This window comes from Acidovorax sp. Leaf191 (assembly GCF_001424425.1).
Lineage (GTDB): Bacteria > Pseudomonadota > Gammaproteobacteria > Burkholderiales > Burkholderiaceae_C > Acidovorax.
In genome coordinates, this window is the sequence record NZ_LMPT01000001.1 from 417,706 (window position 1) to 430,319 (window position 12,614).

The 12,614-nt window shown below is 67.6% G+C and carries 14 protein-coding genes; 2 read left to right on the forward strand and 12 right to left on the reverse strand.

All coding sequences use genetic code 11. The features are described 5' to 3' along the window. Positions 1-18: 18 nt before the first annotated feature. The gene (locus ASG27_RS01845; protein WP_056410749.1) at positions 19-288 is read right to left on the reverse strand and encodes a DUF3297 family protein; all 270 of its coding nucleotides are present in this window, start codon (positions 286-288) and stop codon (positions 19-21) included. A gap of 157 nt (positions 289-445) precedes the next feature. After that, the gene (locus tag ASG27_RS01850; RefSeq protein ID WP_056410752.1) at positions 446-1,057 is read right to left on the reverse strand and encodes a 3'-5' exonuclease; all 612 of its coding nucleotides are present in this window, start codon (positions 1,055-1,057) and stop codon (positions 446-448) included. Positions 1,058-1,248: 191 nt separating this feature from the next. Here ASG27_RS01850 and ASG27_RS01855 point away from each other — a divergent pair, with 191 nt between their 5' ends. Next, positions 1,249-2,280 carry a M28 family peptidase gene (locus ASG27_RS01855; RefSeq protein WP_056410754.1) on the forward strand — a complete coding sequence of 344 codons (1,032 nt, stop codon included), beginning with the start codon at positions 1,249-1,251 and terminating at the stop codon, positions 2,278-2,280. A 10-nt stretch (positions 2,281-2,290) separates the two neighbouring features. Here ASG27_RS01855 and ASG27_RS01860 read toward each other — a convergent pair whose 3' ends face one another. The 7 genes from ASG27_RS01860 to dinG form a co-directional block, all read right to left on the reverse strand. Next, the gene (locus ASG27_RS01860; protein WP_056410757.1) at positions 2,291-3,655 is read right to left on the reverse strand and encodes an extracellular catalytic domain type 1 short-chain-length polyhydroxyalkanoate depolymerase; all 1,365 of its coding nucleotides are present in this window, start codon (positions 3,653-3,655) and stop codon (positions 2,291-2,293) included. A gap of 38 nt (positions 3,656-3,693) precedes the next feature. Then, positions 3,694-4,122, reverse strand: a complete 429-nt coding sequence (locus ASG27_RS01865) for a hypothetical protein (protein WP_056410761.1) — start codon at positions 4,120-4,122, stop codon at positions 3,694-3,696. Positions 4,123-4,285: 163 nt separating this feature from the next. Then, positions 4,286-4,549, reverse strand: coding sequence for a hypothetical protein (locus tag ASG27_RS01870; RefSeq protein WP_442854065.1), 264 nt, complete (start codon positions 4,547-4,549; stop codon positions 4,286-4,288). 74 nt (positions 4,550-4,623) lie between these two features. Beyond that, positions 4,624-5,130 carry a pyridoxamine 5'-phosphate oxidase family protein gene (locus ASG27_RS01875; protein WP_056410764.1) on the reverse strand — a complete coding sequence of 169 codons (507 nt, stop codon included), beginning with the start codon at positions 5,128-5,130 and terminating at the stop codon, positions 4,624-4,626. A 120-nt stretch (positions 5,131-5,250) separates the two neighbouring features. After that, complete coding sequence (locus tag ASG27_RS01880) at positions 5,251-5,736, reverse strand: macro domain-containing protein (protein WP_200912363.1); 486 nt, start codon at positions 5,734-5,736, stop codon at positions 5,251-5,253. Between the two features lie 6 nt (positions 5,737-5,742). Continuing rightward, positions 5,743-6,102, reverse strand: coding sequence for a zinc ribbon domain-containing protein YjdM (locus tag ASG27_RS01885; RefSeq protein ID WP_056171551.1), 360 nt, complete (start codon positions 6,100-6,102; stop codon positions 5,743-5,745). Positions 6,103-6,151: 49 nt separating this feature from the next. Then, on the reverse strand, positions 6,152-8,332 hold the full coding sequence (dinG, locus tag ASG27_RS01890) for an ATP-dependent DNA helicase DinG (protein ID WP_056410770.1): 2,181 nt from the start codon (positions 8,330-8,332) through the stop codon (positions 6,152-6,154). A gap of 161 nt (positions 8,333-8,493) precedes the next feature. On the opposite strand from dinG, the gene ASG27_RS27110 reads away from it, so the two are divergent. Then, positions 8,494-8,781, forward strand: a complete 288-nt coding sequence (locus ASG27_RS27110; RefSeq protein WP_056171548.1) for a hypothetical protein — start codon at positions 8,494-8,496, stop codon at positions 8,779-8,781. Positions 8,782-8,927: 146 nt separating this feature from the next. Here ASG27_RS27110 and ASG27_RS01900 read toward each other — a convergent pair whose 3' ends face one another. From ASG27_RS01900 to ASG27_RS01910, 3 genes are all read right to left on the reverse strand, one after another. Continuing rightward, positions 8,928-9,635: an HAD family hydrolase gene (locus ASG27_RS01900; protein WP_056410773.1), complete on the reverse strand. Its 708-nt coding sequence runs from the start codon at positions 9,633-9,635 to the stop codon at positions 8,928-8,930. Between the two features lie 173 nt (positions 9,636-9,808). Beyond that, entirely contained in the window at positions 9,809-10,474 is a 666-nt protein-coding gene (locus ASG27_RS01905) for a hypothetical protein (protein WP_156370406.1), read from the reverse strand. Between the two features lie 160 nt (positions 10,475-10,634). After that, on the reverse strand, positions 10,635-12,515 hold the full coding sequence (locus ASG27_RS01910) for a B12-binding domain-containing radical SAM protein (RefSeq protein ID WP_056411601.1): 1,881 nt from the start codon (positions 12,513-12,515) through the stop codon (positions 10,635-10,637). Between the last annotated feature and the right edge of the window lie 99 nt (positions 12,516-12,614).

The window sequence follows — 12,614 nt, forward strand, 5'->3', positions numbered from 1 at the left end:
AGCCGCGCGGGCCCCGTGTCACTTGTAGAAAGCCTCGACCTTGCCTTTGAGCTTGATCATCAGCGGGTGGCCCTTGCGGTCCACCGTCTTGCCCGCAGGCACCTTCACCCAGCCCTCGCTGACGCAGTATTCCTCCACATCGGTGCGGTCCTTGCCGTTGAAGCGGATGCCGATGTCATGCTGGAACACCGCAGCCACGTGGTGCGGGCTGCGCGGGTCCACGCTCAGGTGGTCGGGGAGTGCGGGGCGTTCGGTGGTGGTCGTAGCGGCTGGCGTGGTGTCGGTCATGCGGTGGTCTGGTTGCAAAGCAAAAGCGCGGATTTTCCGGGATTTGGCCCGCGACACGGCCCGGGTGCCCCTGAAGCACGGCAGGAATATGAATCAAAATGCCGCCTGCCGCGCTCTGGTCAAGCGCTACAAGCTATCAAATATGTAGCAAACGTCTTCAGGGCGCCGCGTGCCGCGCCAGCAGCGCGCCCACCGCCGGCTTGGCGCAGCGCTGCACCCGTTGCAGCAGTGCGTAGTCCGGTTCGGCCACGCGCCACTGGGTGCGCAGGTCGTGCTGGATGCGCGCCAGCAGCGCGGCGGCCATCTCGGCATCGGCCAGCGCCCGGTGGGCCTGGCCGGTGCGCGGCAGGCCGTGGTAGTCCACCAGCGTCCCCAGTTTGTGGCTGGGCGCCTGGGGATACAGGCGGCGCGACAGCAGCACGGTGCAGGCGAACGGGTGCGGTGCGGCAACGCCAGCGAGTGCCAATTCTGCCTGCCAGAACTTGCTGTCGAACGACGCGTTGTGCGCCACCATGGGCGCGTCGCCCACAAAACGCGCCGCGTCGGCCATGACGCCTGCGGCATCGGGCGCCGCGTTCACCATGGCGTTGGTGATGCCGGTCAGTTGCGTGATGAACGCCGGAATCCACGCGCCCGTCTTCATCAGGCTCTGAAACCGGTCCACCACCTGGCCTTTTTCCAGCAGCACTATGGCGACTTCGGTCGCGCGTGCGCCCTGGCCGGGCGAGACGCCGGTGGTTTCAAAGTCGATGACGGCGATGGGGGGCATGGGTGTGTGTCTGGGTGATGTGCCAGGCTGGTGGGTGGCGAAGGTCAGGTGGCTGCGGATGCAGGTTTGGCGCCTGCGTGGTGAAGCAGCGGCGCGCAGCCGTCGGGGGGCCTGGCCATTTTCGATCATCATTCTCGTTCACGCGGCCGCACAGCCCGCGCCAGAAACCATACTTCACTGCCACCCTTTCCATGATCCCTCGAACCATTGCCCTGCGCCTGGGAGCGAGCCTGTTGCGCATTGCCGGCGCGCTGCTGTGCGTGGCCTTGCTGGCGCTGGCCGCCGTGCTGGTCCTGACCCAGATGCCGTCGCGCTCTTTCAGTGGGCCCCTTGCAGCCGCGACGGCCGAGGAGCAAGCACTGGCGCAGCGGCTGCGCCATCACGTGGCGATGGTCGCGTCCGAAGAGCACAACATTCGCACGCATGCCGCGCTGGAGGCGGCGGCACGCTATCTGGAAGCGGAGCTGACGTCGTATGGCTACACCGTGCAGCGCCAGGAATTCGACGCATCGCGCCAAAAGGTTCGTAACCTGCTGGTCACGCTGCCCAGCCAGAAAGCCCCGGGCAAGCGCTTGCTGGTCATCGGCGCGCACTACGACTCCGCGCACGAAACCCCGGGTGCTAACGACAACGGCACGGGCACTGCGGCGGTGCTGGAGCTGGCGCGCAGCCTCAAGGACCTGGGTGAGACGGCAACGTCCGATGTGATGTTCGCGCTGTACACCAACGAAGAGCCGCCCTACTTCAAGACACGGCTCATGGGCAGCCGGGTGCATGCCGAGGCATTGAAGGCGGCGAATGCGCCTGTGCAGGCCATGCTGTCGCTGGAGACCATGGGCTACTTCTCCGACGAAGCTGGGTCGCAGAAGTACCCGTGGCCGCTGAACCGCTTCTACCCTGCGCAGGGCAATTTCATCGCCTTCGTGGGCACTGCTGCAGACCTGGGTTTGGTAAGGAAGTCGGTCAAGTCCTTCCGTACCCATGCCAGCTTTCCGTCCGAAGGCATCGCGGCGCCGCGCTTCGTCCCCGGCGTGGACTATTCGGACCATGCGCCGTTCATCGACGAAGGCTATCCCGCGCTGATGGTGACCGACACGGCGCCCTACCGCTATCCGCACTACCACACGCGCCAGGACACGCCTGACAAGGTGGACTACGAGCGACTCGCGCGGGTGGTGCGCGGCCTGGAGGGCGTGGTCCGCGATCTGGCCACGCAGCCCTGACGGGCTTGCGCTACGCGCCAGAGGGGCGCGGTTGCTCCAGAAAGAACCGCAGCATCTCGCCCGTGGCATTGACCCCGCGCGGGTCGGTGTGGCTGCCCTGCGCGCTGCCACCGGCCCAGGCGTGGCCCGCGCCGTGGAGGACCCAGTGCTCCGCGATCACTGCGCCGGTATCCCCTGCGCCACCCCCGGTCGTTGCACGGCGGCGGTGCACGGTGCGCGTATAGCCCTGCCCGCTGGCAGACCGGCCTGGCTGCACGCTGGTGTCCAACGCCGCGGCACCGCCTGCCACCGCATTCAGCGCGGCTTGCACCACCTGCTCTCCGTTGCGCGCGCTGACCGTGGGGTCGGCATCGCCATGGAAGACGATCACCGGTGTGACCGGCTGGCCTGGCGCTGCCGCCGGGGTGCCGCGGGGGTTGGGCTTGGCGCCCGTCTTCATGGCCGACAGTGCGCCCATCACGCTGTGCGCGGCGCCGGCTGAGAGGCCAGAGTGCACGCCCACGGCGGCAAATACGTCCGGGTACTCGCGGCCGAGCAAGGCGGCCATGGCGCCGCCGGCGGACAGGCCTGCCACGTAGACGCGCTGGGCATCCACCGGGTGGCGTGCCATTACGTCGCGCACCATCGCCACCAGCAGTGCGGGCTCGCCGCCGCCGCGGCGCTGGTCTTCGGGGCGAAACCAGTTCCAGCAGCCGTTGGGGTTGGCGCTGTTCGGCTGCGCGGGGTACAGCACCAGTGCGTTGGCGGGTGCGGCAGCGTGGTTCATGCCGGTGCCGGTGGCAAAGTCCGTGGGGTTTTGCGTACAGCCATGCAGCATCAGCACCAGGGGCATGGGCGTGCCGGTGGCCGCGCCGGGCGGCACGTACAGGTGGTAGTGGTGCAGGTTGTGCGGCGCGCCGGGGTGGCTGAAGGCCACGCGGGTGAAGCTGCCCGGTGCCTCGGCGCTGGCGGAGTTGCCCGCCGGTTCAGCCTTTGAGGGGCCCGAGGGCGTTGCAAAGGGCGCAGTGGATGGAGCGCTCGCTGGGCTGGCTTGCCCGGTGCTCGCGCTCTGGCGGCCTGTGTGGTCGGTGGCGGCGCGGCCCTCGCCGGGGCGGGTCTCTCGCTCGATGACCACTGCGTCTTCCACATCCTGCGCCACGCCGGTGCGCCACGGCGTGGTGGTGCGAAAGCTGGCACCGGGCGCTGGCGGCTGCCCCGCGGTGGTGCTGGGGGCGGGGGCATTCGGTGTGCCGGGGGTGCCTTGCGCCGCGGCAGGCGCCGTCGCTGGTTGGCCCAGCGCCTGTTGAATGGCCCGGGTGGCATCCGCCAGATGGCCGGTGCGCACCAGCTGGGTGGCTTCACCCATCAGTTGCTTGAGTTTGTGGTTCCAGTCCATGGGGTTCCTTGTGGGTGGTGTGGAGGGCGCCCCGCGCCCTAGTGGATGCGCCCGTCCAGCGCGGCTTTGACCGCTGCGCTGGCATGAAAGGCCCCCAGCACCGTGACGGAGCTGATGGTCGCCTGTGCCAGCGAGGCCGGGACGTCGTGGTCGATGCTGACGAGGCCCAGCACGCGGATCTCCAGCACCTGGCCTGCCGCCTGCACGGCCTCCAGCTCGGCGCGGCCGAATCGCTGCAGACCCAGCACAAGCATCTTGCGGGCCACCACCTGCCGAACCGCATCGCTCTGGGTGGTGAGCTGGTTGCGGATGGCGGTGCGGATGAAGTCGGTGCGGTTGGCATAAAAGCCTTCGGACACCAGCAGGTCGATGTGACCAAGATCCACGAAGCCCAGGTTGATGGTGATCTTCTCGGAGTCGGGGACCTTGCCGCGCACTGCGGCAGGAGATGTTTGCGTGGAGGCCATAGCTTGTTGAAACTTGTTTGCCATCCAAGGGGATGGTAAAAGGATGGTGTATGGATGCCATTTGGATGGCAAATCCATCGTTTCAAGAGCTTGGGGCAAAAGAAAAGAGCCCGAAGGCTCCTTCTGTGGGGGAAAGGGACTGATCCCCGCGTGCGGTGAACGCTCAGCCCGCGCCGCGGCTGCCGCCGCCACCGGTGCTGCCTGCGGCACCCCGGCGCGACTGCACCTGGTTGCCGCTGCCGATGTGGGCGTCGCGGTCGTGGCGGCTCTCGGGGGAGCGGCGGCCCTGGTTCAGCTGCGTGGCGGGTTTGTCGCCGGTGCTGTTGTGGGCCTGGGCGACCTTGCCGGAGCCTTCGTTGTCCTGGGTGGTGCGATCGGCCTCGGTACTCATGTCGCCATCGTCACGGCGGTTTTCCTTGCTGCTCATAAAGCCTCCTGGGTGTTGGTGCTGGATGTGGGTGTGCAGAGGTGGCGCGCCGGCGGTGCGGCAGCGCCTGCGGATCAGGACAGGGTCAGTTCCTTGTGCTCGCCCAGCTCGCGCGGGGGCTCGCCGGTGACGGCCGCCTTGGCCATCTTGAACAGCTGGACCATCTTGCTTTCCTTGACGTCCCAGTACTCGGCGTGGCGGATGCGCACGGCCAGCAGGGCCAGGTCGGCATCGTTGTAGCCGCCCGGAAACCAGGCCTTGGCCATGGGCGACCACAGCGCTTCCTTTTGCGCCAGGTCATCGATGAAGCGGGCCTGGCCCGACAGCGAGACATAGCTGTCGTCGCCCGGGTCGGCGTACGACACGTTGACTTCGCCATCGGTCAGCAGGCGCTCGTACAGCTCGCCGGACTTGGAGATGAAGAAGTACAGCTCGTTGTGCTCATCGATGCTGCGGTTCTGCGTGGTGAGCGGGTGTGCGTGCAGCATGCCCGACGCGGTGCGGTGGGTGAGCATCCCGAAGCGGATGTCCTTGATGAGTTTCCACAGGGTGTCGTGGGCGGGTGTGCTGTTGCTAGGCATGAAGGGGCTCCAGTGCGATGAGGTATGAAGCGACTGTCCGCCCGTTAGCGTGTGCGCGGCGTCGTCTGCCTGCCCGCTTGTGCGTGGGAGCTTGTCTGACATGGGCTGCACGCCCCCGCGTCAGGGTCGCCTGGTGTACTTCACGATGGTCACTGCAGCTGCAGAATCCACGCTCGCGAGGCTCTGTAGCATCCATTGCAGCGCCTGGTCTGCCCGGGTGCCGCCGGTCCCGCCGCCGATGATCGGGAACGCTACCGACCCGAAGCCATGCTGCTGAACCAAGGCCATGGCCGACAGCACGGACTGCTGGATGGAACGCTGCGACGACACCCACCACATGCTGATGCCCGCCACATGGATGATGCCCTGGTGGGGCAGACGGCCCGCACCCGTCAGCACGGCACCGCCCAGCGGGATGGCGCCGTGGCGGGCCAGTTCACGAAACGGCTGGTACCCGGCCCGCCGCTTGATAGCGCCCGAGACGCCCTGCGGCAGCAGCAACCACCACGGGATGATGTTGCGGTTCCAGGCGTTGACGATCACGTCGGCGTGCTGGTCCAGCAAGTCGCCCTCCACCACATTCACTGCTGCAGTGCTGCGATGCACAGGGGCTCACGCCTTCTTCAGAAACTCGGACTTCAGCAGCATGCTGCCCAGGTCCGTCTTGCAGTCCACGTTGTGGCCGTCGGCACCGTCCACCAGCCGGATGCTCTTGATCTTGGTGCCCTTCTTGAGCGTCGATGACGAGCCCTTGACCTTGAGGTCCTTCACCAGGATCACCGCATCACCGTCGGCCAGGGGGTTGCCGTTGGCATCGCGCACGGTGGCGTCGCCCGCGTCCGCAGCCTCTTCGTCGGTGGCCGCAGCGGCCTGGGGCCACTCCAGCCCGCAGTCGGGGCACACGTACAGGCTGGCATCGGGGTAGGTATTCTCCTGGCCGCATTGGGGGCAGGCGGGGGTGGTGTGGGGCATCGGGGTGTCAGGTCAGGGAATCGGTGGATGGTCGTCGGGGCCGTTGGCGCTACAGCGGCGCACGCTGCTGCAGTGCAAAGGGCGGCAGGCCCTTGAGCAGGCGCTGGCCGTAGCTCGTGCGCATCAGGCGCTTGTCGTAGCAGTACACGTGGGCTTGGTCGTCCTCGGTGCGGATGGCGCGTCCCACCCATTGCGCCAGGCGGATGGCGGTGGCGGGCACCACCAGTTCGCTGAACGGGTCGCGCCCCACGGCGCGCAGCCACTCGGCACGGGCTTCGCCCACGGGGTCGTCGGGCGGGGCGAACGGCAGCTTGGTGATGAACACCGACTCGCACAGCCGCCCGGGCAAATCCAGCCCTTCACCGAAGGACTGCATGCCGAAGATGACCGAGGGCTCGCCGTTCTCCACCCGCTCGCGGTGGCGCTTGAGCAGCTGCGTGCGCGGCAGCGCGTTCTGCACCAGCACCACGCTGCGCATGGCGGTGGGCAGCGCATCCACGGCCTGGCGCATCTGTTCGCGCGAGGTGAACAGCACCAGCGCGCCGTATTCCACGCGGGCGATGTCGTGCAGCAGCGCATCGACCATCTCGGCCGTGAACTGCGCGGCGTTCTTGGGGTCGGCGCGCGTCTCGGCCGCGATCAGCGTGCCCTGCGCGGCGTAGTTGAAGGGGCTCGGCACCTCCAGCGTGGTCGTGGTCTCGTCGCCGTGCAGGCCCGCTTCGCGCAGGAAGAAGTCGAAATTGCCGCAGCTGTTGAGCGTGGCCGACGTGAGCACCGCGCCGCGCACCGCGTTCCACAGGTGGTTGCGCAGCGTGGTGCCCGGCAGGATGGGGCTGGCGTGCCCCTTGACCACGATGAAGTCGCCGTCGACCTCCAGCGTGAACCACTTGGCGGCCGGCACGAAGCTGCGGTCGGCGCCCGGCGGGGCATCCTGCAGCAGCAGCTGCGCGGTGGCGTGCAGCTCTTCCAGCCGCGGCGCGAGCATGCCGATCTGCGCGTACAGCGTGGACAGGCGCTTGGCCTCTTCCGGCTTGTCGCGCATTTCGGCCCGCAGGGCCTTGCTGATGGCGCGCAGGGCCTCGAGAAACCCGTCGGCGCTGGCGGCCAGCAGGCCCAGCGGTGGGATGAGCGGCTCGGGCAGCTCGCCGCGCGGCACCCGCACGCGCGCCGGGCCCCAGGTGTCCTTCTGGCTCTTGAGCGCCGCGCCGTACACGTCCATCACGATGCGCGCCAGGTCCTGCAGCGTCTGGCGCAGCTGCGCCGCGTGGCGCGGGATGTCGGCAATCTCTTCGACCTCCAGCAGCGCACCAATGCGCAGGCCCCGGCTGGAGAGGCGGTCGATCCAGGTCAGGCGCGACATGTCCATGCTGCACGCGAACTGCTGCAGCGCTGTGGCGGGCAGGTGGTGGGCTTCGTCCAGCACCAGCAGACAGTTGTCCAGCTCGGGCAGCACGCGCGCGCCCAGCGACGACAGCAGCAGGTCGTGGTTGGCCACGATGACCTGCGCGCCCACCAGCTCCTTGCGCTTGTCGTAGTAGGTGCACTGGCTGAACGCGGGGCAGTGCTTGCCGGTGCACGATGCGCCCTCGGCCGCCACGGGGCTCCACACCTCGGGCTCGGGCGGGGTCTCCAGGCTGTCGCGGTCGCCGTCCCACGCGCCCTTGGCCAGGGTCTGCGCCATGGCACCGTAGAACTGGATGCGCGCCTCGGTCTCCTGCCGCGGGCGCTTGGCGCGGGCGGCGGCTTCTTCTTCGGCAAACAGATCGTCGTCGTCGGATTCGTCCTCGGCCTCGCCCGTGCCCGCCAGGCGGTCGAGCTTGAGCTTGCACACATAGCGCCCGCGCCCCTTGGCCAGCGCGAACTTGAAGGGCTGGGGCATGAGCGCGGCCAGCGCGGGCAGGTCCTTGTTCACCAACTGCTCCTGCAGCGCCACGGTGGCGGTGGAGATCAGCACCCGCGTGCCGCGCGACAGCGCCAGTGCAATGGCGGGGGCGCAGTAGGCCAGCGACTTGCCCACGCCCGTGCCGGCCTGGATCACCGCGATGGCGCGCGTGGGCGCGGCGGCGTCGCCGTCTTCGCTGTCCACCTTGCCCAGCGTGGCGGAGCTGAATGTGTGCGCCACCTGCTCGGCCATGCGCCGCTGGCCGGTGCGGCTGCGAAAACCCGGCGTGGCCTGCACCACCGCATCGAACGATTCAAGGGCCTGCGCGGCCCACACCTGTTGAGACATACAGTAGTGTCGCATGCCGCGCGGGCCGCAGATCGGTCACCGCCCCGCGCCGGGTGGGCGCACCCGCCTACATGGGCGCGCGATTGCGCTGCATAGCATGGTGCATCGGCCTCTCAGGCCGCCCCGTCGCAGCGCGACGCCCACCAGTATCCGGAGGCTCCATGGCCCAATCCCCTAGCCAAGAAAAAGACGTCACCCCATCCGCCCCCGTGCCGGCCCGCACCGAGCGCCGCACGAACACCACCAACCCGACAGAGCAGCCCGGCAGCGGCCCCGAAGACCTGGGCGGCCCCGAAGCCCGCCTGCCCCACGAACGCGACCAGTCCACCGACATGACCGACGGCGAACGCCATCCGGAGATCGAGCAGGCGTACAAGGACGTCAAACGCGGGCTGCAGGACACGGACCGCGGTGTGCCCGCGCACAACGCGTACCAGAAGCAGAAATAGAAATAGCGCGGTGGGGTAGCCGCTTTGCTTCACATTTGATAGCTGGTGGCGCTGCACACAAGCGGGCAGGCCACTTTCTGAGTGCCAGAACATGCCGCCCGGATGTGCTCCGGTCTTCCAGAGCGCCCTCCCTTCAAGGCCTGTTTTCACAGGCGCTTCTGCGTTGCTCTGGTGTCGATAAACCACCGCCCCACATGTCCGTGCGCCACCTCCAGCGACGCCAGCACGCCGTGGCAGCGTGCTGCGATGTCGTCCGCAGGGTGCTTGAGGTCGGGCACGACCACCACTGCCACGCCCGCCGCCTGCGCTGCACGCGCCCCGTTCTCGCTGTCTTCGAAAGCCAGGCACTGCGCCGGGTCCACGCCCAGCCGCGCGGCGGCCAGCCGGTAAAGCGCCGGGTCGGGCTTGCCGCGCTCCACCTCGTTGCCGCCCGCCAGCGCCTGGAAGTGGTGCAACACACCCACACGCGCGAGGCGGTGCTCGATCTCATCGCGGCGTGAAGACGAAGCCACTGCGCACGGCACTCCGGCATCGCGCAGAGTTCGCAGCAGCACGGCGGCACCCGGCTTGATGGGAAACAGCGGCTCGCTGTCGGTGTCTGCGAGCCGTGTGGCGACCTCGCGCAGCACCTGTTCGAACATCGGCCGCCCTCCCAGCATCGCAGTCAGCAGGGCGTCCGAATCCGGCGACGCGCGACCCACGACCTGCAGGTAGTCCGCCTCCGCCAGTACGCAGTTCAACGTTTTTGCCGCATCGATCCAGGCGCGAAGGGTCAAGCGCTCGGAGTCGATGAGCAGGCCGTCCATGTCGAAAATGGCGGCGCGGAAACGGGGTGCGCGTTGTGGTTCAGTCATTGAACTGCGTTGCTCCGCAGTGGGCAGCCATTTTGGATAGCCGTAGTGGATACCACGGGCATGCACTCTGTACTTCTACGCTGTCGCCATCTTGGATGTTGATACCCCTTCCTCGCGGCCAGTGCGGCCAATGTGCGGCACTCCAGCCGGCTCGGCATGCCATACCGAAGGTTCTAGCCCATGCGCGAAGGAAGTGTTTCAAGCGGCACGCCGTCGCGTGCTCTCGCGATGAAATGGAGGGCTTGTTTTGATCGGTCGAAGAACAGCTTGCGCCCATCATCCAATACGACGAGAAATCCCTGCGAAATGTTGTTGAAGGACTCTTTGGAGTACCCCGCACCCCATTGGTTGGTGCCTACGACAGCGGCGATGGTGCCGAGCGAATTGTCAAGGTCCGTCAGGGACACCCGATCGCCAACCTGAATGTCAGTTCCGTCAGCGTAGTGGCAATCAGACGCCGGAGCCGGGGGTGGGCTGCTGGGTAAAAATGCCGGAAGTACACCCAACAGCAGCGTGCCGATAAAAAGTGCCCAGGGACCCAGGAAGAGTGTTCCGAGCAGGCCTTTATCGCTCAAGCAGATCAGCGCAATCAAAGCGCCCAAACAACCGACCGTAATACCCCACGCGCCCGCTTTCCCTCGCAAAGCCATGACCACACCAGTCGCGGCCAACCCCAGCATGGGCAACCCCCACAGTTCCCACAAGACGCTGCCTCCGAAGCCGGGGCCTCCGGCCGCCAGCAATGAGCTCGGAAGCGACAGAAAAATGGATGCTATCGCAGCCCCAACAGTTGGCCTGATCCCGTTGACACAGGCCGTGGGCTGACGGGCAAGAAGCAATGGTTCTCTCCGATCCTTCATCATTTCGGCCTCCGCCGGTGCCTGGATGGGAGGCACATAGTTTTGGGCGGATTATGCGTTCTTCAAGCGCGCGCACTGCATGCTGGTGGCGAACCTCGGCGAATGGTGGAGACGACCGTCGAACAATGCTGCGTCTGCACTAACCCCGCTCCCGCAGCGCCCGCTCGATCCGATCCCGCCGCACCGTCGTCTTGGGCACCTTGAACGGGAACCACATGCGCACGTCCTCTTCCACCCCGATGCCGTGCATGTAGTTGTAGATCGCCTTCTTGAGGCCCGCGCCCAGCGCATCGTGGTCCACGCCCGTGGGGTCGATGAAGGCCACGTCGTTCTTCGCAAAGTCGCCCGGTGGCAACGGCGCCAGCGTCACGCCGTACTCCTCAGGGTTCTTGCCGACCGGTGAGTGCACCGTGCACGCAAAGCGGTGGAAGAACCCGCTCTGGATGCAGCCGTTGGCGAACAGCTGGCGCACGTATTCGAGCGCGTCCACCGTGTCCTGCACGGTCTGCGTCGGAAAGCCGTACATCAGGTACGCATGCACCAGGATGCCTGCATCGGTGAAGGCCTTGGTCACGCGCGCCACCTGATCCACCGACACGCCTTTTTTCATCAGCTGCAGCAGCCGGTCGGATGCGACTTCCAGCCCGCCCGATATCGCGATGCAGCCGCTGTCGGCCATGAGCTCGGCCAGGTCGGGCGTGAAGGTTTTTTCGAACCGCACATTGCCCCACCAGCTGATGCCGGCGTTGCGCGCGATCAGCTCGGTCGACAGGGCCTTCAGGGCCTTGGGCGGCGCGGCCTCGTCCACGAAGTGAAAGCCCGTCTGCCCCGTCTCGCGGACGATGGCCTCGATGCGGTCGGCCAGCACCTCGGCGCTCGCGCCCTCGTAGCGGCTGATGTAGTCCAGGCTCACATCGCAGAAGCTGCACTTCTTCCAGTAGCAGCCGTGCGCCACGGTGAGCTTGTTCCAGCGCCCGTCGCTCCACAGGCGGTGCATGGGGTTGAGCATGTCCAGCAGCGACAGATAACGGTCGAGCGGCAGGCCGTCCCAGGTGGGCGTGCCCACTTCGGCGAAGGCCACGTCGGCTTCCATCATGTTGATGTACTGCACCGCACCATCGCCGCCCTCGCCGTCGTTGCGCACGAAGGTGCGCACCAGGCGCTGGCGGCCGCGCTGGCCCTGCAGGTGCTCCAGCAGGGCGAGCAGCGGGCGCTCGCCCGCGTCCAGCGTCACGAAGTCGATATGGTCGAACACGCGCGGGTCGGCCAGCTCGCGCAGCTCGGTGTTCACAAAGCCGCCGCCCAGCACCGTGGCGATGTGCGGCCAGCGGGCCTTGACGGCCTGCGCGATGCGAAATGCCGCGTACACGGACCCCGGGAACGGCACGGACAGCAGCACCACCGTGGGCTGGTGGCGCTCGATGGCCTCGTGCGTAAGCTGCACCAGCAGGTCGTCCACCAGCGTAGGCGGCGCGGCCAGCGCCGTGGCCAGCGGGTCGAACGTTGGCTGGCTGCCCGCCAGCGATTCGGCGTAGCGCACGAACTCGAAGCGCTCGTCCACCGCGTCGCGCAGCACGTCGGCCAGGTCGTTCAGGTACAGCGTGGCCAGGTGCTTGGCCTTGTCGTGCAGGCCCAGTGCACCGAACGCCCAGCCCAGCGGGTCGCCGCCTTCGTCGTCCACGTACACGTCCAGCGTCGCAAAGCGCGGCCCCTCGGGCAGGTAGTGCCGCCCGGCGATACGGTGCGCCAGCGTGCTGTCGCGGCCTTGCAAAAAGGCAATGGCCGGGCCGATGGTGGCCAGGTAGCGGTCCTGCTGCGCGGCAAACGACTGCACGGCCGGGCTGCGCTGCTTGGCAGGTAGGGCCGCCACGCGCGCCGCCACGTCCTTCAGGCCGTCGGGCGACAGCAGCCGCAGCACCAGGGCCAGTGCCAGGTCTTCCTGGAACGCGGTGATGCCGCGCGAGCGCAGAAAGCCCGTGAGGTACGCGGTGGACGGATAGGGCGTGTTCAGCTGCGTCATCGGCGGGATGACGGCGAGCACGCGCGTGGTGGTGGGGGAGAGGGCGGCGGCAGGCATGGTGGAGGCCGCCATGGGGCGGATGCCGATTATCGGCGCAGG

Coding starts and splice junctions, on each gene's coding strand:
- ASG27_RS01875 (WP_056410764.1), bottom strand. CDS start 5,130: ATGCCTAGCAACAGCACACCCGCCCACGACACCCTGTGGAAACTCATC.
- ASG27_RS01865 (WP_056410761.1), bottom strand. CDS start 4,122: ATGGCCTCCACGCAAACATCTCCTGCCGCAGTGCGCGGCAAGGTCCCC.
- ASG27_RS01850 (WP_056410752.1), bottom strand. CDS start 1,057: ATGCCCCCCATCGCCGTCATCGACTTTGAAACCACCGGCGTCTCGCCC.
- ASG27_RS01910 (WP_056411601.1), bottom strand. CDS start 12,515: ATGACGCAGCTGAACACGCCCTATCCGTCCACCGCGTACCTCACGGGC.
- ASG27_RS01855 (WP_056410754.1), top strand. CDS start 1,249: ATGATCCCTCGAACCATTGCCCTGCGCCTGGGAGCGAGCCTGTTGCGC.
- ASG27_RS01900 (WP_056410773.1), bottom strand. CDS start 9,635: ATGACTGAACCACAACGCGCACCCCGTTTCCGCGCCGCCATTTTCGAC.
- ASG27_RS01845 (WP_056410749.1), bottom strand. CDS start 288: ATGACCGACACCACGCCAGCCGCTACGACCACCACCGAACGCCCCGCA.
- dinG (WP_056410770.1), bottom strand. CDS start 8,332: ATGTCTCAACAGGTGTGGGCCGCGCAGGCCCTTGAATCGTTCGATGCG.
- ASG27_RS01885 (WP_056171551.1), bottom strand. CDS start 6,102: ATGCCCCACACCACCCCCGCCTGCCCCCAATGCGGCCAGGAGAATACC.
- ASG27_RS01870 (WP_442854065.1), bottom strand. CDS start 4,549: ATGAGCAGCAAGGAAAACCGCCGTGACGATGGCGACATGAGTACCGAG.
- ASG27_RS27110 (WP_056171548.1), top strand. CDS start 8,494: ATGGCCCAATCCCCTAGCCAAGAAAAAGACGTCACCCCATCCGCCCCC.
- ASG27_RS01860 (WP_056410757.1), bottom strand. CDS start 3,655: ATGGACTGGAACCACAAACTCAAGCAACTGATGGGTGAAGCCACCCAG.